Origin of the sequence: Bartonella acomydis (assembly GCF_039543025.1) — a bacterium.
GTDB lineage: Bacteria > Pseudomonadota > Alphaproteobacteria > Rhizobiales > Rhizobiaceae > Bartonella > Bartonella acomydis.
On record NZ_BAABIY010000044.1, the window covers coordinates 18,257 to 43,537 of the forward strand.

The 25,281-nt window shown below is 39.2% G+C and carries 20 protein-coding genes, 2 pseudogenes and 1 riboswitch; of the genes and pseudogenes, 9 read left to right on the forward strand and 13 right to left on the reverse strand.

Annotated features, from left to right (window positions below):
- Positions 1-237 precede the first annotated feature (237 nt).
- Entirely contained in the window at positions 238-1,569 is a 1,332-nt protein-coding gene (locus ABD909_RS06810) for an NAD(P)H-dependent oxidoreductase (RefSeq protein ID WP_345097209.1), read from the reverse strand.
- A 165-nt stretch (positions 1,570-1,734) separates the two neighbouring features.
- On the opposite strand from ABD909_RS06810, the gene ABD909_RS06815 reads away from it, so the two are divergent.
- Positions 1,735-2,214, forward strand: a complete 480-nt coding sequence (locus ABD909_RS06815; protein WP_345097210.1) for a MaoC family dehydratase — start codon at positions 1,735-1,737, stop codon at positions 2,212-2,214.
- Positions 2,215-2,691: 477 nt separating this feature from the next.
- Here the strand turns inward: ABD909_RS06815 and ABD909_RS06820 are convergent, their stop codons facing one another.
- The 3 genes from ABD909_RS06820 to ABD909_RS06830 all read right to left on the reverse strand — a co-directional run bounded on the left by ABD909_RS06820 (position 2,692) and on the right by ABD909_RS06830 (position 5,265).
- Positions 2,692-3,351 carry a methionine ABC transporter permease gene (locus ABD909_RS06820; RefSeq protein WP_345097211.1) on the reverse strand — a complete coding sequence of 220 codons (660 nt, stop codon included), beginning with the start codon at positions 3,349-3,351 and terminating at the stop codon, positions 2,692-2,694.
- A complete protein-coding gene (locus ABD909_RS06825; RefSeq protein WP_345097212.1) occupies positions 3,344-4,378 on the reverse strand; it encodes a methionine ABC transporter ATP-binding protein in 1,035 nt (344 codons plus the stop codon). Before ABD909_RS06825 ends, ABD909_RS06820 begins: the two co-directional genes overlap by 8 nt.
- A 68-nt stretch (positions 4,379-4,446) precedes the next feature.
- The gene (locus ABD909_RS06830; protein ID WP_345097213.1) at positions 4,447-5,265 is read right to left on the reverse strand and encodes a MetQ/NlpA family ABC transporter substrate-binding protein; all 819 of its coding nucleotides are present in this window, start codon (positions 5,263-5,265) and stop codon (positions 4,447-4,449) included.
- Positions 5,266-5,782: 517 nt separating this feature from the next.
- Between ABD909_RS06830 and ABD909_RS06835 the strand changes: the two genes are divergently transcribed.
- On the forward strand, positions 5,783-6,409 hold the full coding sequence (locus tag ABD909_RS06835) for an SH3 domain-containing protein (protein WP_345097214.1): 627 nt from the start codon (positions 5,783-5,785) through the stop codon (positions 6,407-6,409).
- Between the two features lie 83 nt (positions 6,410-6,492).
- On the opposite strand, the gene ABD909_RS06840 is transcribed toward ABD909_RS06835, so the two are convergent.
- The 4 genes from ABD909_RS06840 to ABD909_RS06855 all read right to left on the reverse strand — a co-directional run bounded on the left by ABD909_RS06840 (position 6,493) and on the right by ABD909_RS06855 (position 9,090).
- On the reverse strand, positions 6,493-7,524 hold the full coding sequence (locus ABD909_RS06840; protein ID WP_345097215.1) for an aspartate-semialdehyde dehydrogenase: 1,032 nt from the start codon (positions 7,522-7,524) through the stop codon (positions 6,493-6,495).
- Positions 7,525-7,877: 353 nt separating this feature from the next.
- Positions 7,878-8,192, reverse strand: a complete 315-nt coding sequence (locus ABD909_RS06845; RefSeq protein WP_425547956.1) for a helix-turn-helix domain-containing protein — start codon at positions 8,190-8,192, stop codon at positions 7,878-7,880.
- A 21-nt stretch (positions 8,193-8,213) separates the two neighbouring features.
- Positions 8,214-8,414, reverse strand: a complete 201-nt coding sequence (locus ABD909_RS06850; RefSeq protein WP_345097216.1) for a Trm112 family protein — start codon at positions 8,412-8,414, stop codon at positions 8,214-8,216.
- 19 nt (positions 8,415-8,433) lie between these two features.
- A complete protein-coding gene (locus ABD909_RS06855) occupies positions 8,434-9,090 on the reverse strand; it encodes an LON peptidase substrate-binding domain-containing protein (protein ID WP_345097226.1) in 657 nt (218 codons plus the stop codon).
- Between the two features lie 492 nt (positions 9,091-9,582).
- A riboswitch (glycine riboswitch) is annotated at positions 9,583-9,682 on the forward strand.
- 136 nt (positions 9,683-9,818) lie between these two features.
- Here ABD909_RS06855 and gcvT point away from each other — a divergent pair.
- From gcvT to gcvP, 3 genes are read left to right on the forward strand one after another with little or no spacing between them, the layout of a single operon-like run.
- The gene (gcvT, locus tag ABD909_RS06860; protein ID WP_345097217.1) at positions 9,819-10,937 is read left to right on the forward strand and encodes a glycine cleavage system aminomethyltransferase GcvT; all 1,119 of its coding nucleotides are present in this window, start codon (positions 9,819-9,821) and stop codon (positions 10,935-10,937) included.
- 5 nt (positions 10,938-10,942) lie between these two features.
- Positions 10,943-11,311, forward strand: a complete 369-nt coding sequence (gene gcvH / locus ABD909_RS06865) for a glycine cleavage system protein GcvH (protein WP_345097218.1) — start codon at positions 10,943-10,945, stop codon at positions 11,309-11,311.
- 5 nt (positions 11,312-11,316) lie between these two features.
- Positions 11,317-14,112, forward strand: a complete 2,796-nt coding sequence (gcvP, locus tag ABD909_RS06870) for an aminomethyl-transferring glycine dehydrogenase (protein WP_345097227.1) — start codon at positions 11,317-11,319, stop codon at positions 14,110-14,112.
- Positions 14,113-14,395: 283 nt separating this feature from the next.
- On the opposite strand, the gene alr is transcribed toward gcvP, so the two are convergent.
- Positions 14,396-15,514 carry an alanine racemase gene (gene alr / locus ABD909_RS06875; protein ID WP_345097219.1) on the reverse strand — a complete coding sequence of 373 codons (1,119 nt, stop codon included), beginning with the start codon at positions 15,512-15,514 and terminating at the stop codon, positions 14,396-14,398.
- Between the two features lie 586 nt (positions 15,515-16,100).
- Between alr and ABD909_RS06880 the strand changes: the two genes are divergently transcribed.
- Positions 16,101-16,931 carry a ferredoxin--NADP reductase gene (locus ABD909_RS06880; RefSeq protein WP_345097220.1) on the forward strand — a complete coding sequence of 277 codons (831 nt, stop codon included), beginning with the start codon at positions 16,101-16,103 and terminating at the stop codon, positions 16,929-16,931.
- Here the strand turns inward: ABD909_RS06880 and eda are convergent.
- Positions 16,901-17,515, reverse strand: a pseudogene (eda, locus tag ABD909_RS06885) (bifunctional 4-hydroxy-2-oxoglutarate aldolase/2-dehydro-3-deoxy-phosphogluconate aldolase). The gene ABD909_RS06880 and the pseudogene eda overlap by 31 nt on opposite strands.
- Before the next feature lie 167 nt (positions 17,516-17,682).
- On the opposite strand from eda, the gene trhO reads away from it, so the two are divergent.
- The 3 genes from trhO to ABD909_RS06900 all read left to right on the forward strand — a co-directional run bounded on the left by trhO (position 17,683) and on the right by ABD909_RS06900 (position 21,229).
- On the forward strand, positions 17,683-18,600 hold the full coding sequence (gene trhO / locus ABD909_RS06890) for an oxygen-dependent tRNA uridine(34) hydroxylase TrhO (RefSeq protein ID WP_345097228.1): 918 nt from the start codon (positions 17,683-17,685) through the stop codon (positions 18,598-18,600).
- Between the two features lie 852 nt (positions 18,601-19,452).
- A complete protein-coding gene (locus tag ABD909_RS06895) occupies positions 19,453-20,586 on the forward strand; it encodes a type III PLP-dependent enzyme (protein ID WP_345097221.1) in 1,134 nt (377 codons plus the stop codon).
- A 58-nt stretch (positions 20,587-20,644) separates the two neighbouring features.
- On the forward strand, positions 20,645-21,229 hold the full coding sequence (locus tag ABD909_RS06900) for a GNAT family N-acetyltransferase (protein WP_345097222.1): 585 nt from the start codon (positions 20,645-20,647) through the stop codon (positions 21,227-21,229).
- Positions 21,230-21,780: 551 nt separating this feature from the next.
- Here ABD909_RS06900 and ABD909_RS06905 read toward each other — a convergent pair.
- The 3 genes and pseudogenes from ABD909_RS06905 to ABD909_RS06915 all read right to left on the reverse strand — a co-directional run bounded on the left by ABD909_RS06905 (position 21,781) and on the right by ABD909_RS06915 (position 25,012).
- The gene (locus ABD909_RS06905) at positions 21,781-23,352 is read right to left on the reverse strand and encodes a DHA2 family efflux MFS transporter permease subunit (protein WP_345097223.1); all 1,572 of its coding nucleotides are present in this window, start codon (positions 23,350-23,352) and stop codon (positions 21,781-21,783) included.
- A gap of 21 nt (positions 23,353-23,373) precedes the next feature.
- Positions 23,374-24,467: pseudogene (locus ABD909_RS06910) on the reverse strand (HlyD family secretion protein).
- A gap of 152 nt (positions 24,468-24,619) precedes the next feature.
- Positions 24,620-25,012 (reverse strand): Fur family transcriptional regulator, encoded by a 393-nt coding sequence (locus ABD909_RS06915; protein ID WP_345097225.1) that lies wholly within the window; start codon positions 25,010-25,012, stop codon positions 24,620-24,622.
- Positions 25,013-25,281: the final 269 nt, after the last annotated feature.

A 25,281-nucleotide genomic window follows, 5' to 3' on the forward strand; every position in this document is an offset into this window, starting at 1 on the left:
TTATGGTTATTTTATCGTTATATGCTTAGCAATTTTACCCTCTTTTATCAGCCTTTTCATATTGTCTATCTGCTTTTGTGTAAAAGTTATTTATAAAAAGCACGTTAAAAGTTTTTTATGTTCCATGATAGGATAAAATAAAAAATATTTCCGTCTTCAGAGCTCTCATGCAATAAGAAAAATGATAGATTATAAATACAAATTAATGAGATGAATTTAAAAGTAATAAGGGATTATTTATGCATGAGAAGGAAGAGTTTTAAGTAAAAGATTTTGTTTGGTACGAAGACGCACAATCCACTGATCTTCACGAATAGCAGTATTATGCATCGTAATAAGTTCATTTTTTTTAATTTCAGCTGTTACGGTTGCTTTTTCTAAAAGTCCACAGGGAATGGCTTGGTGTGTGCGGGCTTCTGTATGGCTCATTAACCAAGCACGATAAGTATAAAGGCCGATAAAATCTAGCTGATCACCAGGATGTAAATCTTTTTTAGCAACAGCACAGACTTCTGCTACGGGGTGATCAAGAGGAGCCATATCTTTTTTGCCATAAAGCATAATTCGTGCACAGGTTAAGGGAACTTCCATTGCTGTGAGATGATAGGGGCGATGAAAGGTAAAGTAAGGACCCTGACCAATTTTTAAATCTTCCATACGTTCGCGCAGACGCGGATGTGCTATTTCTGCAATGACAAAAACACCAGGGGAAACGCCATGACCTGTTGAGTAATCTACAACACCATAATGTTTTAAAAGACCACCATCTTGTTTTGGGATAAGCACTTTGCTTAAATCTTGTAGGGGAACTTGTGGACCATGCATTCCTGGACAATCGGGGAGAAGACCAGTGGCATTGGCAATTGCTGCCATTTCAACCATCGTTTTTGAACCATCAATAAATTCAACCAACATGCGCACATTCATATTACGCCGTAACGCTTCTTCTTCATAAGCATCAGGTGTGGCATCAAAAAGCAGAGGATTATTTTTTCCCTTCCCAGCTGCCACAATCTTATGCCCAAGAGCTGAAACAAACTCGATGAGCTCCATACAAGAAGTTGGTTCATCGCCGGCACCAAGTGTATAAATAAGTCCTCGTTTTTCTGCTTCATGTTTGAGATAAGCGCCAATTGTAACATCTGCTTCAACATTCATCATGACAAGATGTTTGTTATTCTCAAGCGCTTTGATACCAATTTCTGCTCCAGCTTCAGGATAGCCTGTTGCATCCACAATAATATCAATTTGTTCATGGCTCAAAACAAGGTCAATATCATCGGTTGCCGCAATTAAACCTTTTTCAATAGCTCGCGTAAGGGCATGGGCATTTTCAACTTCCCGTACATGCCCATCTTCGCCATAGGCTAATATTGCGGCATCAAAAATACGCGTGGGCGTTCTTGTAGCAATAGCGGCGACTGTTATACCCTCCATATGTACAACAGTGGACAATAGATCTGTTCCCATTTCCCCACAGCCAATGAGCCCAATACGAATGGGGGGATGCTGTTCTGCACGCTGCTTCAGATCACGTGCTAAACCTGTTAGGTTCACATTGCTTGCCATTCTTTTTTTCCATTTGAAAATTACCTTATCAAAAAGGTATTTTCTACTTAAAAGGTGCCTTTGCTTTTACAATAATTAATCTTTTATTCTTGATGCTCTAATCAATGGGTTTTATAAAAGCAAGAGGCCTGGGCAGCTTTTATCAAATAAAATAGGAAGTACGTTATGCAACAAAAAATGGCAGTACAAGATGTCGTTAATTTTATTGGGAAAGAGATAGGAGTATCGGAGTGGCGTCTTGTGACACAGGATATGATTAATCAATTTGCATGCGCAACAGATGATCATCAATGGATACATGTGGATGAGGAAAGGGCTAAAAAAACACCTTTTGGTGGCACTATTGCTCATGGTTTTTTAACATTATCACTTTTGTCTACGCTTGCTTATGAGGTTCTTCCAGTGTTGGAAGGTATAACAATGGGAATTAATTATGGTTTTGATAAAGTACGCTTTATGAGTCCTGTAAAAACAGGTGTACGGGTGCGTGCTCATTTTGTTTTAGATGATGCTGAGATTCGTCCCTCTGGTCGTGTTGTTTTTCATTATGGCGTTACGGTGGAAATTGAACAGTTAAAAAAACCAGCTCTCACGGCTCAGTGGCTTGTTGTGGCTGTGGTTGGAGAGGAGTCTACAAACTCTTAAATCGTTTTGTGCTTTGTTCTGTCGCGTTTTTGTACAATTATTGTCAGATAATCACTAAATAGTAACATTGAGAATGATCTTAAGGGTGATAACACTTATGATGATAGGGGTTTTATAACGTTGCTCAATCCATCGCGGATTGCCATATCGCCTAAATTTCTTAAGATGTATAGCAAGTGAAGTAGTTTTGGTGACAAGAAATAATAGCTATGACGGCAAAATCCGTTATCATGCGAAGTGCAAGGAATAAGAACAACAATTTGCTCTTATAGAATGGATGGCTTTAATGAGTTTTTCCACTGTTTTGAAAGAGAACTCTGCTCTGCATGCATAGATTAAGGAAGAGCTGAAATGATGATAAAAATCACAGAAGCTATTTCCCCATGTTCTGTTACCATATGCATAAGTGGGAAAAGGTAAAAGACAAGAATAAAGAGAGTTTATGCTATGGGAAGAAAGACGAAAACTTTTGTTATTCTAGTGTTTTGTTCTATCGAGTTTTTGTACAATTTTGTCAGAGGACCATTGGGTGATGACATTGAGAATAATCAAAAGGATGATGACACTTGTCATAATAGAGGTATTATAACGCTGGTAGCCATAACGGATTGCCATATCACCTAAGCCTCCTCCGCCAAGATAGCCAGCAAGTGAAGTAGCCCCTATCAGAGAAATTACCATGACAGCAAACCCCGTAATCAGGCTGGGAAGTGCTTCAGGAATAAGAACATGCCGGATGATTTGCAGACGGTTTGCTCCCATGGAGCGGACAGCTTCGATGAGACCTTTTTCCACTGTTTTAAAAGAGAGTTCTGCCAGGCGTGCATAAAAGGGAATTGCTGAAATGGTGAGAACAAAGATCACAGAAGGCATCCCCACACCCCTTCCTACTACCATACGCGTAAGAGGAAGAAGATAAAATGCAAGAATAATAAAGGGAATGGCACGAATGCTATCAATGATGATACTTAAAGGGCGATGAATAAGAGATGAGGCAAAAATCCCTCCTCGTGCAGTGGTATAGAGCAGGAGGCCAAGGGGGAGGCCTATCATAAGTGCCATCAAAGAAGCGCTTATCGTCATCAATATTGTCTCAAAAACAGCATTGGGGAGTTCATGAGATAGAACATTAAACATAACCTAAAACCTCGCAATATCGTCCCTTTTTGGTCAACCACTCTACGGCCTTTTTTAAAGCTTCTTTATCTTGGGCTGGAAGACCTAAGAAGAGTCGTCCGATAGTTTCACCTTGTACTGTATCAATGCCACCATGCAAAATACGTGCTCTTAAACCAATTTCATCTTCTAGAAGATGGAGAAAAGGTTGTTGGGCAATTTCACCAGCAATATTAATTTCAATGACAGCTTCTTTTCCTATGGATTTGAGATCTTTGGCAAATTTTTCAGGAAGTTGTGGCATAACAAGTTTGAGCATGGCAATAGTTGTTTCTTCTTGAGGTGAGGTAAAAATATCTTTTACACGTCCTTCTTCCACAATCTTCCCTTGATTGAGGACAACAACGCGATGCGCAATGGTACGCACAACTTCCATTTCGTGGGTAATGAGCACAATAGTGAGGTGAAGACGTTTATTAATATCGGCGAGAAGTTCTAAAATAGATTGTGTAGTTTCAGGATCAAGAGCAGAAGTTGCTTCATCTGATAACAATATTTTAGGATTCGCAGCAAGAGAGCGTGCAATACCAACGCGTTGTTTTTGTCCCCCTGAAAGTTCGGCTGGATAATTATATTCTTTACCAGATAATCCTACCAATTCAATGAGTTCAAGGGCACGTTGATGGCGCAGCTTTTTATTTATACCATTTAATTTAAGGGGGAGTGTAATGTTATTGAGAATATTTTGTGATGAGAGAAGATTGAAATGTTGAAAGATCATTCCAATACGTTGGCGATAAGGTGCCCATTCTGTCTCTGTGAGATTGGAAATATCTACACCTTCAAAAAAAATAGATCCTGCATCAATTTGTTCTAATCCATTTAAACAGCGAATAAGTGTTGATTTTCCTGCTCCACTGCGTCCAATAATGCCAAGAATTTCACCTGCATGGATATCTAAGGATAGATTATTAACCGCTGGAATACCAGCCGTCTTGTTAAAACAACGGCTGATATTTCTTAAGGAGATAAGAGTGGGTTTTTTCATTCAATATTACCAAGATTTATGGCAATACTACCAAGATTTATGGCAATACTACCAAGAGAAGGGCACAATTACCAAGATGTTTGAGCGGCTGGCCCAAAAATTTCTTTGATTTTTGCACGGACAGGTTCGCTGTTGTAGGCAGCAACTAATTTTTTGACCCATGGCTCATCTTTTTCGCTCGCGCGTACAACGATGATATTATTATAAGGATTGTTTTCAGCCTTTTCCCATGCAATCACATCTTGTTGTAAGTTTAATCCAGAGACCAAAGCCCAATTGGTGTTTATGACCGCGATATCAAAATCATCAATAGTGCGCCCTAACATGCCAGCATCAAGTTCACGAATTTGCAAATTTTTAGGGTTTTCAATAATATCAAGGAAAGATGCAAGAATATCGTGGGGATCTTTAAGTTTAATCAGACCTAAAGAATTGAGAAGAAGTAAGGCTCTGCCCCCATTTGATGGATCATTTGGAATGCCAACATGTGCTCCATTACGCAGTTCTTTTATAGCTTTTATTTTGTGCGAATAGACACCAATTGGGGCAATAAATGTATAGCCTACAATCGAGAGTTTATAACCACGTTGTTCTATTTGATTTTTAAAGTAGGGTGTATGCTGAAAAGCATTGGCATCAATCTCTCCTGCATTCACAGCATCGTTAGGCAGAGTGTAATCAGAAAAATAAACAAGTTCAATATCTAGACCAGTTTGTTTTGCTTGTTCTGCTGCGGTTTGCCAAATAGTAGCTTCATGCCCCTCCATAACACCAAGTTTGATCTTTGCTTTATCTGCAGCCATGGAAAAACTCATAGACAAAAAAAGTACAAAGAGAGAAAGGAATAATCCAGTGGGAAAATTTCGGGATAATTTCTTTAATGTCATGGCTTTTGCCTTTCTTTATTCTTTTCTAAGAGATGTCTTGAGAGAAGATTCAATGTCTTATTTTAAAGAAATTTGAGACTATAAAAGCTTCAGAAAATATTCAATCATTTTATTCAAAAGTAGAATATTATTTTCCTATGTTGTAAGCATTTTTTACAAAATAATAAAATGTGCGAGCAGTCTTGCTACAAAATTCAGGAATAAATTCTTCATTTTTCATTCTTTGTTTGGGGAACCAAAGACAATTTCAAAACTTCTTTAAGTGACGATTGGCAAAAATCCAAGCGGTCAGATGAGGTTTTGCCAGTAAAGCCATAAAGAAAAGTACATTCCATAAGGGAATATTGCACAATCAAAATAATAGATCGTGCATATAGGGTACTAGGGGATACGCTTTTCTCGAATTGTGGTGCATTTCTTTGAATCAGCAAAGAATTGATCACCATGTAACTTAAACACGGAAATTTTTTGCAAAGACGTATATTTTGTCCTTTGCACTTTGGAGAGGAAGAAAAGAATGTTCAAGAAAAGTTTTTTATCAACGACAGTTATTTTATTCGCTTTGGGGGGAGGGAAGCTGGGAATGACTGCTGCTTATGCGGGCGATGTAACAGTTGCTCATGTGGCATCAGACCAAACCGTTTTGCGTACAGGTCCAGCGGATACTTATAAAGTTATCGCAACTGTCCCTAAAGGAGAAAAAGTGCAAATTCATGGCTGTCTTTCCAATAAAGCTTGGTGTTCTCTTCGCTATAATGGAAAAGTTGGTTGGGTATTTGCAGGTTATTTAAATGTCAACAATGTGCCTGAGATCTCTTTTACAGCGATGCGTGCTAAGCCAAATTCTAAGATGAAAGCTAAAAAGCAACACGTAAAACAGATTATTTCCAATTTTAAAAACCTGACTGTGCCTCATAAAACACGGAAAAAGACGCCAAAATTTTACAGAACGGATATGATTATTGATGCCACTGGAGTCAAAACAAGAGATGAACGAACGATTTTTAATCCATCGCCGAAGGCGCAAAATGTTTCTGTAAAGCATGTCAATGCTTATAATCCTTTTTTTCCTGATGATGTCAATTTCAAGAATTTTGAGCGCAATGAAACACGTTACCGTATCGTAACTTATCCTGCTCCATAAGGGTAAAAAATTTATCGTTGTTAGGATAACAGAAAAAAATGATGGCAGCGTGAAGCGGAAGAATACTTCATGCTGCTCTTTTTTTAATTTTCCGCTTTAGGTTTTATCAAATTACGAGAAATAAGGAGTTCAGCAATTTGCACGGCATTCAATGCTGCTCCCTTTCTTAAATTGTCAGCAACAACCCAAAAGGCTAGGCCATTTTCAACGGTGATATCTTCACGAATACGGCTAATAAAGGTGTCATCTTCACCAGTACATTCATAGGGAGTGGTATAACCTCTATCTTCGTGTTTATCGATAACTTGGCAGCCAGGTGCATTACGCAGAAGGGTTCGTGCTTCATGGGCGCTTAGAGGTTTTTCAAATTCAACGTGAACCGCTTCAGCATGACCGATAAAGACAGGAACACGAACAGCAGTGGCTGTTAATTTGATCTTAGGATCAAGAATTTTCTTCGTTTCAGCCGTCATTTTCCATTCTTCTTTTGTATAGCCATCTTCCATGAAAACATCGATATGGGGAATAACATTAAAGGCAATGCGTTTGGTGAATTTTTTTACTGAGATTGGATCTGCAACAAAAACCGCTCGTGATTGTTCAAAGAGTTCATCCATTCCTTCTTTTCCAGCTCCAGAAACCGATTGATAGGTGGAGACAACGACACGTTTAATGTTTGCTGCATCATGAAGAGGTTTTAAAGCTAAGACCAGTTGAATAGTTGAACAATTAGGATTGGCGATAATATTGCGCTTGGAAAATTCACCAATGGCTTGTGCATTGACTTCGGGCACAATCAACGGCACATTTGCTTCATAGCGCCAAGTGGAGGAATTGTCGATGACTACACAGCCGGCAGCAGCGATTTTAGGGGCATATTCTTTGGAAATGCTTCCCCCCGCAGACATGAGACACAGATCGGTATCGGAAAAATCATATGTATCTAGTGCTTTTACTTTTAAGGTTTTATCACCATAAGAAACCTCTAGCCCTAATGAGCGCCGTGATGCGAGAGGAACGATTTCATGGGCAGGGAAACCACGTTCTTCTAAAATTGTGAGCATTTCACGACCGACATTTCCTGTTGCGCCAACAACTGCAACTTTAAAACTCATTTTTCTGTACTCCTGTTCCTCTCCACATTTCTCCCTTCGGGCTATACTCAGGAGAAGGTGCGTTGGTCAAGGAATATTTGGGTATCTTGTCTGATTTTCAGAAGGTTAATCTTTATGCACAGGTCTTATGAGTTAGCAGATAAGCTTATTTGGCATGGTCGTATTTTGGGTATCTTTGAAAGTAGAGAAAATTTGAATATTTTATGCTAAGCTTGTACGAAGATGACTTCGATAATGTTTCAATTTTTTAAATTCTTCAGCTTTTATCCGTTTCTTTAAGACATTTGTCTTTTGTAACAGTTTGTGCTGTGCTTTTTTACATCAGCAAATTTTTTGTAGAAGTCTCTATACCTTTATCTTTTGTAATAAGCTTCTAAAAGGTTTTTATTGCAGAAAGTTTGAACAAAATTATGAAAATAAGTTGCTGTTTTTTCATAAGAAATTAATTGCAAGATTGCTCGTTGTTTTTTACGGGTAAGCATTCTAAAATTTTTCAAAAGCAGAGATTCTGCTTTGCTTGATATTCTCTCATCATCATCGGGATTTGTCGTCTCTGCTTTTGTTGAGATATCTGCATAAAAGAAGGAAATTAAGACATCCAGTATATCGGCAATTTCCTGTAAGCGTCCTGCGCTCACACGATTTATGCCTTTTTCATATTTTTGAATTTGTTGAAAAGTGACACCTTCTTATGTGCTATTTTTCTCATTATTTTGCAAGGGACGTGCTTCTGAGGCAAGCATAATGGGGACACCATCACGGATAGGATAAGCAAGTTTTGCTTTGAGTGAAATTAATTCTTGTGTTTTTCGGTTTAATGAAAGTGTTGCTCCTGTGATTGGGCAAACAAGCAATTCAAGCATTTTGGGGTCAGTCGTTATTTTTTTCATATTTTATCCTGCATTTGTTTCAATGGTACTCCGCTCCTGTTTGTTTCATCAGCGAGCGCTCCGTTAAAGCAAGAAGAGTTTGGGCACGGCTGCCAATATCTGGGGCCTCCAGTAAAGCTTGTTTTTCTGCTGGTGTAAAGGGGATAAGGGCTGAAAAAGCGTTCACCAATAGCGGGGTAGGTGCTTGTATGATACTGTTCCAATTATATTCCATTTCATTTATCGTGAGATATTGTTCAACAATATTGAGTAAATTTTCTCGATTAATGTCTTCTGCAATATCGGGTTCTTGTAAGTCGTTTATATTTGAGCGGACAAGAGCAGTTCGATAGGATTTGGTGTTTGCCAATTCCTGTTCTAGAGTAAAGCGGCAAATGCCTTGTAAGATAATGAAAAGCTGTCCATTGCCTGTTTCACTATAATTGGTAATACGCCCTATACAACCTGTTTTGTAAAGCTGTGTGGAGCAGCAATCTGGTGCCGATGAAAGCGGTTGAATGATTCCCAATAAGCGATTGGATACCATAACATTTTCAACCATTTCAAGCGCTTCTGGTTCAAAAATATTGAGTGATAAAAAACCACCAGGTAGTAAGAGTGCTCCCTCTAGTGGGAAAAGAGCAATTTGTTTTGGAAGATCATTTTCGCAATTGTAATGGATATTGCCAGCTTTCATGAGTGTTTTGTAACCTTTATCCGATGAAGTTTGGTATGTAAATAACCGCAATTTATGACACTATTTAGAGACAAAAAAGTGAGAGAGAAGAAAAATCAATCTCTTGTGTTAATATTATTTTATAAAATATGTAGAATCTTTCCTCTTAAAAGATATGAAACCTCGTGGTTTTAATTAGCCCGTGTGGTTTTAAATTTGTTTGTGCAAGAGGGATACTGCTTTATGATTTTCTTGAAGACACGAAATCTTTGTTTTTTCTCAAGGTCTTTGTTTATGGCCCTTTTTATTTATAGCTTTGGCAATTTTTCCTTATTGATTTCCTGAAAGGCGGCCATTTGCAATTTTTAGGATCTCAAAAGATTTCCATTATAAGTCTTGTAAAGCAGTTTATGCAAGTTTAAATTTAGAATGCTTTCATCACTTTACTAATGACAGCGTGATAAAGATAGGTTATAGATCAAAATCTGTCGGAAAGAGCATTATTGTTTCTTTCATTTTTTTGCGGGAGAGTGCAGATTGCAAGCTTTCGTATCTGCCGCCGAAGGGGAAAATAGCCCATAATCTCTCAGGCTCTAAGGACCGTGAAAGAACAAAGACAGATCTGGAAAGTCGGAAAGATCCGCGCCGAAGGTGTAAGCGAAAGATCTTTTCGCGAGTCTCTCAGGTTTATGACAGAAGGGTGCAGAGACAGCCATATTGTGTGGCATGAGCGCGACTTTGGAGATATTATGGGTACAACACAAGAACTTGAAACATATTCTTTAAAAAGACTTCCCTTACATGAATTGCATGAAATGGTGGGAGCAAAATTTGGTGCTTTTGCGGGGTGGAACATGCCTTTAACTTATCCTCTTGGGGTGATGAAAGAGCATCTGCATACCCGTGCACATGCCGGACTTTTTGATATTTCTCATATGAAATTGATTGCTGTTGAGGGAGAGCAGGCAGTGGAATTTTTATCCTACTCCTTTCCCATTGATGCAGCACTGTTAAAGATTGGACAATCGCGGTATAATTATTTGCTGAATGAGCAGGCTGGTATTCTTGATGATCTTATCATTACTCGTTTAGCAGAATACCGTTTTATGCTGGTCGTTAATGCTGGGAATGCAGAGGCTGATTTTGCAGAACTGCAAAAGCGTGCTGTTGGTTTTAATTGCCAAGTTATTGCTCTTGAGAGGGTGTTGTTGGCACTTCAAGGTCCTGAAGCAGCGGCTGTTATGTCTGATACGGGGGTGCCTGGTAATGAATTGTTGTTTATGCAAGGATTTGAATCACAACAAGATTGGTTTATTACGCGTTCTGGTTATACGGGGGAAGATGGTTTTGAAATTGCTTTGCCAATAGAGTATGCGCGTGCATTGGCTGAGAAATTGCTGCAAGATCCTCGTGTGGAATGGGTTGGTCTTGCCGCACGTGATAGCCTTCGATTGGAAGCGGGGTTGTGTTTACATGGCAATGATATTACCCCTGAGACTACGCCTATTGATGCAGCACTGACATGGGCAGTGCCCAAAAATGTTCGGGAAAAAGCACAATTTTATGGCGCAAAAGCCTTTCTTGCGGCTCTTCAAAATGGACCTTCTCGTTGTCGAGTTGGATTAAAACCGCAAACACGTCAACCTATTCGTGCAGGTGCGGTGCTTTTTGATGGTGAGGGCAATCAGATTGGGGTGGTAACATCAGGTGGTTTTGGTCCTTCTTTTGATGGTCCTGTAGCGATGGGTTACGTTCCTGTTGAATGGAAAGTGGAAGGAACAGAAGTCTTTACAGAGCTGCGTGGCAAAAAGATTGTAATGTCAGTTCATTCTCTCCCCTTTGTTGAACAACGTTATTTTAAAGGATAATTTTTATGTCTAAAACTTATTTTACAGAAGATCACGAATGGCTGCGTGTTGAAGGACAAGAAGTTATTGTTGGAGTCACACATTATGCTCAAGAACAATTAGGGGATTTGGTTTTTGTGGATTTGCCGCAGATTGGAACACAACTTTCTAAAGGTGATGCTGCTGCTGTGGTAGAGTCAGTGAAAGCGGCTTCAGATGTTTATGCACCTCTTAATGGGGAAGTGCTCGAAATCAATAAAGCGTTAGTAGATAATCCCGAGTTGGTTAATCAGAAAGCCGAAAAAGAAGGTTGGTTATGGAAAATGACATTGCAGGATGAAACGCAACTGGAAGGGTTGCTGGATGAGGCTGCTTATAAAGTATTCATTGGATGAGTGTTATGTTAGAGCGTCATTTTTCTTCTCGCCATATTGGGCTTCGTCCTGATGAAACACAAAAAATGCTTGATGTTTTAGAGATTGATAGTATTGATACACTTATCTCTCAAGCTGTCCCACACTCTATCCATTTGAGGTGTTCGCTTAATCTGCCAAAGGCAGCCAGTGAAAGCCACGCCTTGGACGAACTCTCCAAGATCATGGGGAAAAACCAAGTGCACAAAAGTTTTATTGGGCAGGGATATCATGGAACATCCATACCTCCTGTTATTTTACGAAATCTTTTTGAAAATCCAGCTTGGTATACTGCCTATACACCCTATCAGGCAGAAATTAGCCAAGGTCGTTTAGAACTTTTGTTTTATTTTCAGACATTAATTAGTGAACTCACTGGTTTGCCTGTTGCAGCTGCTTCACTTCTTGATGAAGCAACCGCTTTAGCGGAAGCCAATGCCATCGCTGTGCGTTTTGCGCGTGAAAAAAAAACAAAGATTTCTCTTCAGAGTTTTTTGCATCCCCAAACCTTGAGTGTTGCGCAAACGCGTGCTGAAACACAAGGCATTCAGATGAACCAGAATGGTGAAATTTGTTCTCATACCGCTGCGATTGTTTTGTCTTGGCCCGATACAAAAGGTTTTTTTCATGATTACCGTGACGTTATTAAAGAGGCAAAAGCAAAAGGCGCATTGGTGATTGTGGTTGCTGATCCTTTAGCACTCTCTCTTATGGAAGCACCAGCAAAATGGGGCGCTGATATTGTTGTTGGTTCGATGCAACGTTATGGAGTCCCCATGGGATTTGGTGGACCTCATGCTGGTTATCTTGCTGTTAGTGAAGCTTTAACGCGTCTTATTCCAGGGCGTATTGTTGGGCAGTCTGTTGATACAAAAGGGCGTGTTGGTTTCCGTTTAGCATTGCAAACACGTGAACAACATATCCGGCGCGATAAAGCAACGTCGAATATTTGTACGGCTCAGGCTTTGTTGGCAAATATGGCAACGGCTTATGCTGTTTGGCATGGACCACAAGGTTTGCAGGAGATTGCACGGCGAATTCATCATTTAACATGCCGGTTTGTTGCTGGTTTAGAGGTAGCAGGTATTCCTTGTGAAGGGAAAAGCTTTTTTGATTGTGTCAGCATTGTTGTGAAGGGAAAAGCACGGGAGATTGCACACCAAGCCAAGGCAGATGGACGGATGCTTCGTATTCTCGATGATGATAGGGTGGCAATCAATTTTGATGAATTGTCAACAGAACAGGATGCTCATGCTTTGGCACAGCTTTTTGGCGCACGGTTGGTTGATCAGGCCTCTCCAAGACTTATGGGAGAGGGACGTGATGCGGCTTTTCTTTCTCAGCCCTTTTTTCATGCGGTTCATTCAGAAACAGATATGATGCGTTTTTTGCGTCGTTTATCGGATAAAGATTTGGCATTAGATCGAGCAATGATCCCACTTGGTTCTTGTACAATGAAGCTTAATGCGGCCGCTGAATTGATGCCTGTCAGTTGGCCTACGGTTGCCAATATGCATCCCTTTGCTGCTCAAGAAGATACCATGGGCTATTTGGAAATGATTGAGCAACTCAATGCGTGGTTGTGTGAAATCACAGGTTTTGCACAAGTGTCTTTTCAGCCAAATTCTGGTGCTCAAGGTGAATATGCAGGGCTTTTAGCAATCCGCCGATATCACCAATCGCACGGGGAACATCAACGTACAGTTTGTCTTATTCCTGCATCGGCACATGGTACCAATCCAGCTTCTGCCCATATGGCGGGCATGGAAGTTGTGGTAGTGAAGTGCTTGAGCGATGGTGATGTTGATGTTAATGATCTCAGAATGAAAGCACAATTGCATAAGGAGCGTTTAGCTGCTTTCATGATTACTTATCCTTCAACCCATGGTGTTTATGAAGAAAGTATTAAGGATATTTGCTCTCTTATCCATGAAAATGGTGGACAAGTTTATTTTGATGGGGCTAATTTGAATGCGCTTGTTGGGTTGGCGCGTCCGGCAGATATTGGTGCGGATGTTTGTCATATGAATCTTCATAAAACATTTGCTATTCCCCATGGCGGTGGTGGTCCTGGTGCGGGGCCTATAGGAGTCGCAGAGCATCTTAAGCCATTTTTACCAGGTCATGAACAAGAGAGGACAACCCATGCGGTTTCAGCGGCGCCTTATGGAAGTGCTTCTATTCTTGTGATTACTTGGATGTATATTCGCATGATGGGTGCTGATGGCTTGAAATCTGCAACACAAACAGCAATTTTAAATGCCAATTATATTGCTGCACGTCTTTCGCAGACCTATTCTATTCTTTATCGAGGCAAACATGGGCGGGTTGCCCACGAATGTATTGTCGATACACGTTTGTTGAAAGAACAATATGGTGTGAGTGTGGATGATATCGCAAAACGTCTCATTGATTATGGCTTTCATGCGCCGACGATGTCGTTTCCTGTTCCTGGAACTTTGATGATTGAGCCAACGGAATCAGAGCCAAAGGCAGAAATTGATCGTTTTTGTGATGCTTTGCTTTCTATTGCTGAAGAAGCTAAGAAAGTCAGTAGCGGTATTTGGCCAAAAGACGATAATCCACTGGTGAATGCACCGCATACGTTGGTTGATACGGTTGATGATGCTTGGGCGCGTCCTTATTCGCGACAAGAAGCTGCTTTTCCCAACAGTTCTCTTGATCCGGCCAATAAATATTGGCCGCCTGTTTCACGTATTGATAATGTTGCGGGAGATAGAATGCTTATTTGTTCTTGTCCACCATTGGGAAATAGTTATTAAATAGTGTTTCAATTTATTTGTTTACATTGATGAAATGCCCACACATTTTGTGTGGGCATTTTTCTCATTTCTTATGATTCCTTGGGTGATCTTCCCTTGGTTTTCGTTTTTTTCATAAGAGCCTGTAAATAAAGTGATATTTTGCGTTCTTTTGTTTAAGCATTTTGGTGGAGAATCTTGATGAATAAAATTGGGAGGAGAGTATTTAAAAATCCCATTTGGCAGTGCTGATTGCTTCTTTTAATTGATAGGATGATGTTGTCATTTTTTTCTTGAAAGTGTTTTAAACGTAAACGCGTTGATAGCGGTTACTTAGAGATGTCAGAATTTCATTGGGAATGGTCTTGGCATCTGTCGCCGCTTTTTCGAGGGTTTGATGGGGACCAATGAGTTCTATCCAATCACCTCTTTGAGGTTTTTGGTTAAGATCGGTTGTGTCTATGATAATAGAATCCATAGAAATGCGTCCAACAATGGGAAGCTTGTGCCCATTGAAATAAACAGTACCTTTATTTGAAAGAATACGTGGCCAACCATCTGCATAGCCGATAGAAATGGTCGCAAGAGTGCTTGGTCTTTGGGTCATAAAGCTTTCTCCATAGCCTACAGGTATTCCTGCATCAACAGAGCGGCTTTGAAGAATTTGTGCTTCAAGTTTTAGAACGGGTTTAAGAGGTGTTGGTTGTGTGCCACGGGGATCAACTCCGTAAAGTGCAATGCCGGGACGAACAAGATCAAAATGAAAATCGGAACCAAGAAAAATACCTCCAGAATTGGCAAATGAGACCTTACAGACAGGCAACTTTGCAAGGAACTTTCTAAAAGCAGCTAATTGTATCTTGTTGGACAAATGTGTAGAATCCTCTCCATTTGCAAGGTGACTGAGAAGATATTTTATCTCTGCTTTTTCAAAAATTGTCGGTTGTTTGATGAGTTTTTGTAATTCTTTTTTATCAAGACCTAATCGGTTCATATTGGTATCAATTTGAATGATTGCGGGAAATTTTTGATATTTTTTTTGGCAAAGTGTTTGCCAGCTTTCAATTTCCTTCCAAGAATTGAGAACAGGAACAATATTAGATTGTGCAACAAATTCTTCTGCGGTATGTGGAAGACCATTCAAAAGAGCAAGTGTGATATTGGAGGGTAAAATGTTTTTTAGTTGGAGGGCTTCTTCGATTTTGGCAACAAAAAAAGTACGGCAACCAGCTTGATAAAGTGCAGGGACAATTTTATGGACACCCAGTCCATAAGCATTAGCTTTGACAACTGCAGAACATTCTGCTGGGGCAACATATTGGGCTAAAGTTTTATAATTTGCAATAATAGCACTCACATTGATGGTTGCTATAGCTGTGGCAGGAAATAATGCATGTTCTTCATCACTAACGGATTTATTCATTTTAAAACCCTCTCTCGTATCTGTGATACACCAAGTTTTCTTTGGTTAGCTCATATCGTTTTCTATGATATATAGAAAGGAAGCCTGTAGAGTTTGTTATTGTCAAAATCATGCCCATTTCACCTTGAGTCATATGTTATCAAAATACTTTTTTAAGGTAAAATACTTGCCTTTGGATCGTAAAGAGATTTCGTAGTTTTATTGGTGTAATTATGAACATCTTATCCTCTGACAATGGAGAGAAAAATAGGCTTTTTCTGTTTGCAGCTATAATATGCTTTAAAAATAAAAACACATCTATGTTGTATTATTTTTATTTGCCAAATTATGCTGTTTTGTTGAGGAATTATTTTTGGTTCAAGCATGTATAGTTTATTCATTTGCGTTTGATCAAACTTCTTTCTTCATAGACAATAATAACGCAATTTGGCGTTTTGTGTATTTTTTCTTTGCAACTCATTTGGATATAAAAATGTTAATCTTAAGGCTTTTGTTTTAAGAAAAATATTGGCAGATGATGATACAAGTATTATATCATTCCGCAAGTTCAAGATTTAATGTTTAATGAGATAGAGGGAAGAGTTTTATGAATGCGTCTGCTACCAATGTTCAGTCAAACATCAGCGGCGTTGCGTCAAGCTTTCCAATTCCTGAAAATGTGTTTGCGCTTACTGTCCAAGAAGTTTATCATTATACAGACCGCTTGTTTAAATTTCGATTGAATCGTCCGGAAAGTTTTCGTTTTCGTTCGGGTGAATTTGTGATGATCGGTTTACCAAATGCAGAAAAGCCGGTTTATCGCGCTTATTCAATTGCAAGTCCTTTTTGGGATGAACAGCTTGAGTTTTTTTCAATCAAAGTTCCAGGGGGACCTTTAACCGAGCATCTGCAAAAAATTAAAATTGGTGATACAGTTCTCATGCGGAAGAAATCTACTGGGACATTGGTTCTGGATGCTCTTATTCCTGGTAAGCGTCTTTATCTTCTTTCAACAGGGACGGGAGTCGCTCCCTTTGCAAGTCTTATCCGTGATCCTGACACTTATGAAAAATTTTCAGAAGTGGTGCTTATTCAAACAACCAGAGAAAAAAATGAGCTTGTTTATGCAAAAGAACTTGTTGTCTCTTTACAACAGGATCCACTGATTGGTGAATACGCAAAACAGTTGAAATTTTATCCTATGACAACTCGAGAGACTTCCGAGCATATGGGCCGTATTACGACTGTTATGGAGAATGGTACTTTTTTTGAAATGACTGGTTTACCAAAAATTTCTCCTGATGAAGATCGCGTCATGATTTGTGGTTCCATGGCTATGTTGAAAGATTGTGCAAGGATGTGTGAAGGTTTTGGTCTTGTTGAAGGAGCCAATAATGCACCGGCTACTTATGTTGTAGAGCGTGCTTTTGTCACGTGAGAGGGGAGCTTGTGTTGCTGTAAGTGCTAATGCGGTAATAGTATTCCAATCACCTGCTGTGATAAGTTGTTTGGGTGTTATCCAAGAGCCACCAACACAGAAAACATTAGAAAGCTTAAGTCATTGCATTGCATTTTGGGGAGTAATGCTGCCTGCTGGGCAAAACCGGATTTCAGAGAACGGGGATGCTAAAGCTTGGAGGAAAGAAATGCCCCTAATTGCTTTGGCAGGAAAAAATTTGAAATATGAGTAGCCTTTGTCTAATGCTTGCATGAGTTCACTTGGTGTCATCGCACCGGGGAGAAAAGGGGTTTTGCTGTTTTTTGCACAATCAATTAATTCGTTTGATAATCCAGGGTTTACAATAAATTTTGTCCTGCGCGTTCGGCTTGTTCATAGTGCAGAGTCTTAGCAATTGTTCCTACTCCAACAATTGCTTGCGGTACTTTTTGTGTAATTGCTTTTATTGCCTTATATGCGTTGAGGGTTCGCAGTGTGATCTCCATTGTTTTCAATCCACCTTTGATAAGAGCACGCGCTAAGGGGATGGCATTTTGCAGCTCATCAATTTGCAAAACAGGTATAACAGTTTATTCTTGGAGAAGTGTTAAAAGGTTGTTTATTTTCTGGCACATGATGTTTTTTCTTCTTGGAAAGAATATGGTTTCATAGAGTTTGATTAAGCATAAAATGTTAAAGAGTCAGTGAATAGATCTTGAAATTGAGTAAAACGCGCGTTATGCCAGAGCTCATGGAAAAGAATTTTAAAGTTGCTGCACTTTATTGCTTCGCGGATTTGAAGCATTATCGTCAATTACAAAAACCTTTGCAGGATTTATGTCAAGCAAAGGATATTAAAGGTACTTTGCTTTTAGCACAAGAGGGCATTAATGGAACTGTTGCAGGATCTTGTGCTGCAATTGAAGCATTGGTAGATTTTATTACGGCTGAACCAGTGTTTCAAACGCCGGAGATTAAGTATTCATGGGCTGCAAAGATGCCTTTTCACCGTATGAAAGTACGGTTGAAAAAAGAGATTGTAACGATGGGGATTGAAGGTATCGATCCATTAAAAGTTGTGGGAACTTATGTAGATCCGCAAGATTGGAATACTCTTATTCAAGATGAAGAAACAATTCTCATTGATACGCGTAATGATTATGAATATGCCATTGGAAGCTTTCAAGGAGCCATTGATCCGCGTATTAAAACATTTCGTGAATTTCCTGCATGGGTGCGCGAACATGAGGCTGATTTGAAGAAGAAAAAGAAAATTGCTATGTTTTGTACAGGCGGTATTCGCTGTGAAAAATCAACAGCTTATGTTCGTGAGCTGGGTTATGAACAGGTTTATCATTTAAAAGGTGGAATTCTGAAATATTTGGAAACGATTCCCAGAGAAGAAAGTTTGTGGTGGGGCGAGTGTTTTGTTTTTGATGAGCGCGTTTCTGTAAAACACGGTCTTGAAGAATGTGGGCGTGAACTCTGTCGTGCATGTCGTTCTCCTCTTAATGCTGAGAGTAAATTATCAACGCATTATGAAGAAGGTGTTTCATGTGAATCTTGTTATGGTACGCGCAGTGATGCTGATAGGCAGCGTTTTCGCGAACGTCATAGGCAATTCCAATTAGCAAAATTGCGTGCAATTGATTCACATCAAAAGTTTTAAAAGCATTATATTTTAGGACTTGAAACTTTTACTTTTTCCTTTTGTTAAGAGAAAAGTGTGCAATGTTATTAGAGAAGTTTTTTAGAAGACGTAGAACATTGTTTAACCTTCTGTTTGCTGTGCAAAGTTCAAGCTATTGACTTGTAAATCCACATTATCATTACCTGTTGTGAAATAGCTATTTTTCACTTTGTCGTGTTTAATTTATTTTAAGTATTCTTGAAATTAATAAAATGATGCTATGCTCTCTCCATGGAGAAATAATATAAGAGGAGCGTATTAATGGCGTGGAGGAATGGGGTAGAAAAGTTGTAGTTTTATTAAGGGATGTTGTCTTTTTGCATTATATTTTCTTTAAAAGTTAAAAAATATTAAAAATAAAAAAAATCATTGCAATCAATAAGGATTCGTTTTATATCAAACCTTGCCCAAAGTCGCACGTGCCTGTGGGTGTCCGCTGGTTCTCAAATGGTGAGATTAACCGGTACGGTACCTGGAACTAACCGCTCCAGTCATTCTTACGGCCAACCGAAAGAGTGAGGACATCTTGAAGCAACGACGGTGCGGGCCTTTCTGGTGTCTTCCAGCTGTCCAAATGCTGGGATAACTATAGAGGCACACCTCATTGCCTTCAGTGCGGAAGTGGTTTTCTCATCCAATCAAAAAGGCAGATAAAATAGGACAACGTAGTTTTTGCGCTGTTCTTTCGTTTCATACAATATCGGTTTCTCGTTGATTATTCAGGTCATCAGAGTGCCAAGGGGAATTGTGTGTGTTTTGTCCTTTGGTTATTGGCGGCTCTGTGCTGTCCAAGCATAGAGTAGGGGTTTTATTCCCTAAGGAGAATTGGTGATGGCGACACAACGTATTCGTGATTTTCTTGCAACACATCGTTCTGAAGGTCCATGTTTGGTTGTTGACCTTGATGTTGTTCGTAAAAATTATTTAAATTTTGAAAAAGCTCTTCCTCAGTCTCGTATTTTCTATGCGATAAAGGCTAATCCAGCTCCTGAGATTTTGCGTTTTCTTGTTTCTTTAGGCTCGTCTTTTGATGCAGCTTCTGTTGCAGAAATTGAAATGGCGCTAAAAGCAGGAGCAACCTGTGATCGCATTTCTTTTGGAAATACGATAAAAAAAGAGCGTGATATTGCACGTGCATATGCACTTGGTATTTCACTCTATGCCGTTGATTGTATTGAAGAAGTTGAAAAAATAGCACGTGCTGCTCCAGGAGCTCGCGTTTTTTGCCGCGTTCTTACCGATGGAAAAGGTGCAGAATGGCCGTTGTCACGTAAGTTTGGTTGTGCCCCTTCTATGGCGGTTGATGTATTACGTAGGGCACATCAATTAGGTTTGCAGGCCTATGGTGTTTCTTTTCATGTAGGGTCTCAGCAGACTGATCTTAATGCATGGGATCGTGCTTTATCAGATGTGGCTGCAGTTTTTAAGCATTTGGAGCAAGAAGGGATTTCTTTGAAATTGGTTAACATGGGTGGTGGGTTTCCAACGCGTTATTTAAAAGATGTTCCTACAGAACAAGCTTATGGTACGGCTGTTTTTGATTCATTGAAAAAATATTTTGGGAATCGTATTCCCGAAACGATCATTGAACCAGGGCGTGGGATGGTTGGTAATGCTGGTGTTATTCGTACAGAAGTTGTATTGATATCCAAAAAGGCAGATAATGATAATGTCCGATGGGTTTATCTTGATGTAGGAAAATTTAATGGTCTTGCGGAGACCATGGATGAAGCAATTCGTTATCCTATTGAAACTCCTCATGACGGTAAAACTATGGAGCCTTGCATTTTAGCGGGACCTACCTGTGATTCAGCAGATGTTCTCTATGAAAAAACACCTTATTTACTGCCTTTATCTCTGACAGTGGGTGATGAATTGTTAATTCATGGAACGGGTGCTTATACCGCAACTTACGCATCTGTTGCCTTTAATGGTTTTGAACCTTTGCGATCCTATGTGATTTAAATCTTTCTTTATAGTGGCAAAGAGTATAGCGGGATAGAGTGTTGGGTGTGTGATAAGCATGAATATGATCAATTTTCAAACAAAAGATGGGGCACTTTTTACACTTTCATGTGAGCAAGAAGCTGATAAACCATACCGTGAATGCTTGCTTGACTTAGCTTTAGGAAAAGGGCGTAAACGTAAGTCATCAGAAGCTTTACGCTGTGGCCGGTTGGCTGCATATGGACTTTCCTTTGTTGTCAAAAATGCGCTTGGAGAGCTTGTGGGCAGTGTACGTCTTTGGAATGTTCGTTTTAACAAAGGGCAAAATGGTATACAGCATGCTTTGTTGTTGGGACCTTTGGCTGTTTCAGCAGAATGCTCCGGTTTAGGGATAGGATCGGTTCTTATGCAACATGCAATTAAAACAGCAAGAGAATTGGGGTATGGTGCCATTTTTCTAGTGGGGGATTGTGCCTTTTATCAGCGGTTTGGTTTCTCAAGTTGTTTAACAAAAAATTTGGCAATGCCTGGTCCTTATGAGAAACATCGTTTTCAGGCGTTGGAATTGATACCAAAATATCTTTCTGCATGTCATGGCACATTGATTCCTAGTGGTGAAAGAGAAAATTTGAGTCGTGTTCCGCATCATAAAGTTGCATAAAGAATGGATTTATTTTTAACAATTTTGCTTTGGGGGAAAAATTTTATAAATTGCGATGCTAGAGACGAACATCTTTTCTGATGATGCATATGAATATAACCATAACGAAACGAAAACATTCAGTTAAATTTGTATTTTTCGAATTTTGCCAGCAAAAATAGTGCTCTTTTTCAATAGGGAAGGGTAGATTCAAGTGTGCCCTTTAATGAAAGGAAATGCTGTTGTCTGAAATGAAAGAAAATATGCACTTTTAATGGTTTGAATAACTGAATAAACATTGCCTGCTGAAAATACAAAGTGTTGTTGTTGCTTAACAGTTTTGCATACAGCCATGCGTGGAAAAGATAGCAAGCGTTGATCATTCATATATGATCAATTCTCTTGATAAAAAATAATTCTTGGAGAGATGTGTGATATGCTCGCATTTAACAAGCTTTCTATTAGGAATCATCATTCCATTTCATGTTATATCCTTCATACTTTCTATTTAATTAAGAGAGAAGTGATGGATGAAAGATAAAGGATGTTCCGTAGTTTTCATGAGGTTAAGTTCAATGACTTGAGGGAGGATCAGAGAGCGGTGGTGTTTTTTTGAGAAAAACAGTCATAAATGTCACAATGCTAAAGATTATGGTGATTATAACGAAAATGTCGCTAAAAGCCATAATTACTGCTTGTATACGCGCCATATTAAAAAGTTGGAAGAGAGCAAGCGTATGGGAATCAAAAGTTGCAGTTTTGAAATACAGTGTAAGGTTTGAAAGCATTTCCATTGCTTGTCTATTACCGTGATGGAGCGTTTCTGCTATTCGCGTATAGTGCAAGTCTGTACGTTTTGTTAGAATAGTGCTGATAATAGCAAGTCCTACGGCTCCACCAAGATTTCGTGTAAGATTAAAAAGTCCAGAGGCATTTTGCATGCGCTCTGGGGGAAGTGATCCGAGGGCAATATTATTAATAGGGACCATACATAACATAACAGAAAAACCACGGAAAACTTGAGGCCAAAAAAATTGCCAAAAATCCCAATTGTCTGTGATAGAACTCGTCATCCAGGTTCCTATCGCAAAGCTACCAAGTCCTATCGCCATCATCAAACGTTCATCAATTCTTGCGGAAAGAAATCCAGCAAGAGGGGCGGTTAATAACATGGTGAATCCTGAAAGGAACAATGTTTCTCCGATCATAAGGGCGTCATAATGTCGGATTTGACTCAGATAAACAGGATAAAGGTATGTGAGCCCATAAAGTCCTATGCCAATCGTAAAAGAAAAAATTGCTGCAGTTGAAAAGTTAAAATTAGCAAAAGCTGTGAGATCAACAATCGGTTCTTTTGCAGTCAATGTACGCCAAAAGAAAAGGGCGGCAGACAAAATCATAATAATGAACGCGTTTAGAATCAGCTTATCATTAAACCAATCATGGCGTGCTCCCTCTTCTAGAATATATTCTAAGGTTCCTAGAAAAATAGCCATAGAAATGAGGCCCAACCAGTCAAATTTGTTCATGAGAGATGGGTTTGCTTTATCAAAATCAATCAATTTCCAAGCAAGAATTGAAATGATAATCCCGCAGGGCACATTTATAAGAAAGAGCCAGTGCCATGATGAGAGATGACAAAGATAACCTCCAACCGTTGGGCCAATGGTCGGAGCGAGTGTTGCGACCAGTCCAACAATAGGGATTACGATGGGACGTTTGGAAGGAGGAAAAAGGATGTAGGAAGCAACAAAAACACTAGGAATAATTCCTCCACCAATAAAACCTTGTAGTGCGCGGTAGATAATCATCTCTCCAATAGATGTTGCTGTTGCACAAAGGATAGAGGTAATCGTAAATCCGATAGCTGATAGCGTAAAAAAAACGCGTGTTGAAAGCAATCTTCCTAAGAATCCAGAAAGAGGCAACATAATGACTTCAGCAATGAGATAAGAGGTTTGAACCCATGAAATCTCTTCGGAGCTTGCTGTAAGACCAGCTTGTATTTCAGCTAAAGAGGAGGAAACGATTTGGATATCCAAAATAGCCATAAACATGCCAAAAGACATAGCAATAAAAACCACGATTTTATGAATTTCTATGCGCTCTTGAGAATGTGTAGACTCTGTTATGGGAGTTGTCATAATAAGGTCATTTACCTGTTGTTATAAGGGACTTTTTTCTTGTGGCTTTATCGGGTATCAATTTCTACTAAAACGCTCATTCCTGCTCGGATATTTCCGGTTTTTAGTGCTTCTTCTGGAATAGAGATACGTACTGGAATACGTTGAACGATTTTGGTAAAATTACCAGTGGCATTTTGTGGAGGAAGGAGAGAAAAAACAGCTCCTGTTGCAGGTGCAATAGAAATCACTTTTCCTGTAAAAAACTCTTTTTTGAAGGCATCAACAGTAATATAAGCCGTTTGACCAACACGAATATTTTGCAACTGTGTTTCTTTATAGTTTGCTTCAATATAAAGCGCCTGCATAGGGACTAATGCCGCAAGATGTTGGCCATTGGCAACAAAGTCTCCCGTCTTTGCTGTTAAGTTTCCGATAACGCCATCAAATGGAGCTCGTATAATGGTTGAATCAAGGTCACGTTGTGCTTTTTTACGTGTGAGTTCTAAGCTTTTTGTTTGGCTTTCTGTTTCATTTCGTTGTGCTTCTAGCACTTGAATTTTCGCATGTGCTGCGGCTATTTGTGCATCTGCTCTATTAACATTGGCAATAGCTTGTTCATAAGCTGACTTGACATCATCAACATCAGCTTGAGAAGCATAACGATTCGCTTTCAGTTCCGTAGTACGTTTTAAGGTGAGTTGTGCATTGGTTGCGATGGCAGAAGCCGCAGCTTTTTGTGCTTGTGCATCATCTAAAGCACTGTGAGCAGCTATAATTTGCGCATCAATACGCTGAAGTGTTTTTTGTTGTGTGTTGAGACGTGCTTCTGTCTGTTCCAAGGCTATTTGATAATCTCCATCGTCTAAGTAGAATAAGATATCATCTTTTTTGACAATTTGGTTGGCTTTAACAGCAATTTTTTCTACACATCCACTTAATTTAGGTGCAATAGCTGTTATATCTCCTTGTACGTAGGCATCATCAGTGGCAAGCATATAACGCCATTGTGTCACCCATTTATAGCTAAACCAAAGCATGCTAAGTGCAAGGATAATAAGAAGAGCATAGATTATTTTCTTTTGTGATGTTTTATTGAGATATTTGGTTGAAACAATTGTTTCAGATGTAGACATAATTTATACTTTCAATTCTACGTTTCAATAAGTAAAACGCGCTCATCACTATAAGGAGGGAGTGATATGTATGCAAAAATGAATAAGAGCTTTTCAAATAATTAAGATGGGGAACATAATGCTAAATATAAAAACTTGCAAGTATAGAGATATTACTCTGTTGCGCATTTTTTACAAGTGCCTCGTATTTCTAAAGTACTTTTCCGCGCTTGAAAATCAACGGACTGAACCATTTGCTTAAGGTTGGATAGAATCATTTGATTTTGTATTTCGTTTACTCTGCCACAGTTTTCGCAAATAATAAAAGTGGTAAGTTCGTGTTGACAATTTTCAGGATGTAAACAGACCATAAAAGCATTTACACTTTCAAGGCGATGAATACATTTTAATTGTACAAGTTTTTCTAAGGCACGATACACTTGGAGAGGTGCTCTAAAACCTTCATCGCGTAAATGATCAAGAATTGCATAGGCACTTAAAGGTCCCTTAGCATTCTTTAGAGTGTTTAGAACCAATGTTTGGTTACGCGTAAGTTTAGAGGACATTGATATCTTCCTGTTGTTCTCCTGAGAAAGCATAAAGTGTATGTAATGTTTGTGCAATGAAGAATAAAGAATATGTGAACTTTTTGTCATGAAGTTTTTATTTATGTCAAAATGCTTTACAGTGTTTGTTTCAGCCTTTTCATAGAAAATATTTTTATAGAAAGTATAAAAATGATATTGACTCTTTAGTGTTAAGGGTTCTATATAGCGTTCGTTGACGAGGGCAGTTTCTGCTAGCGATGGTTGGTTTTGTCCTTGTATTTGCATTA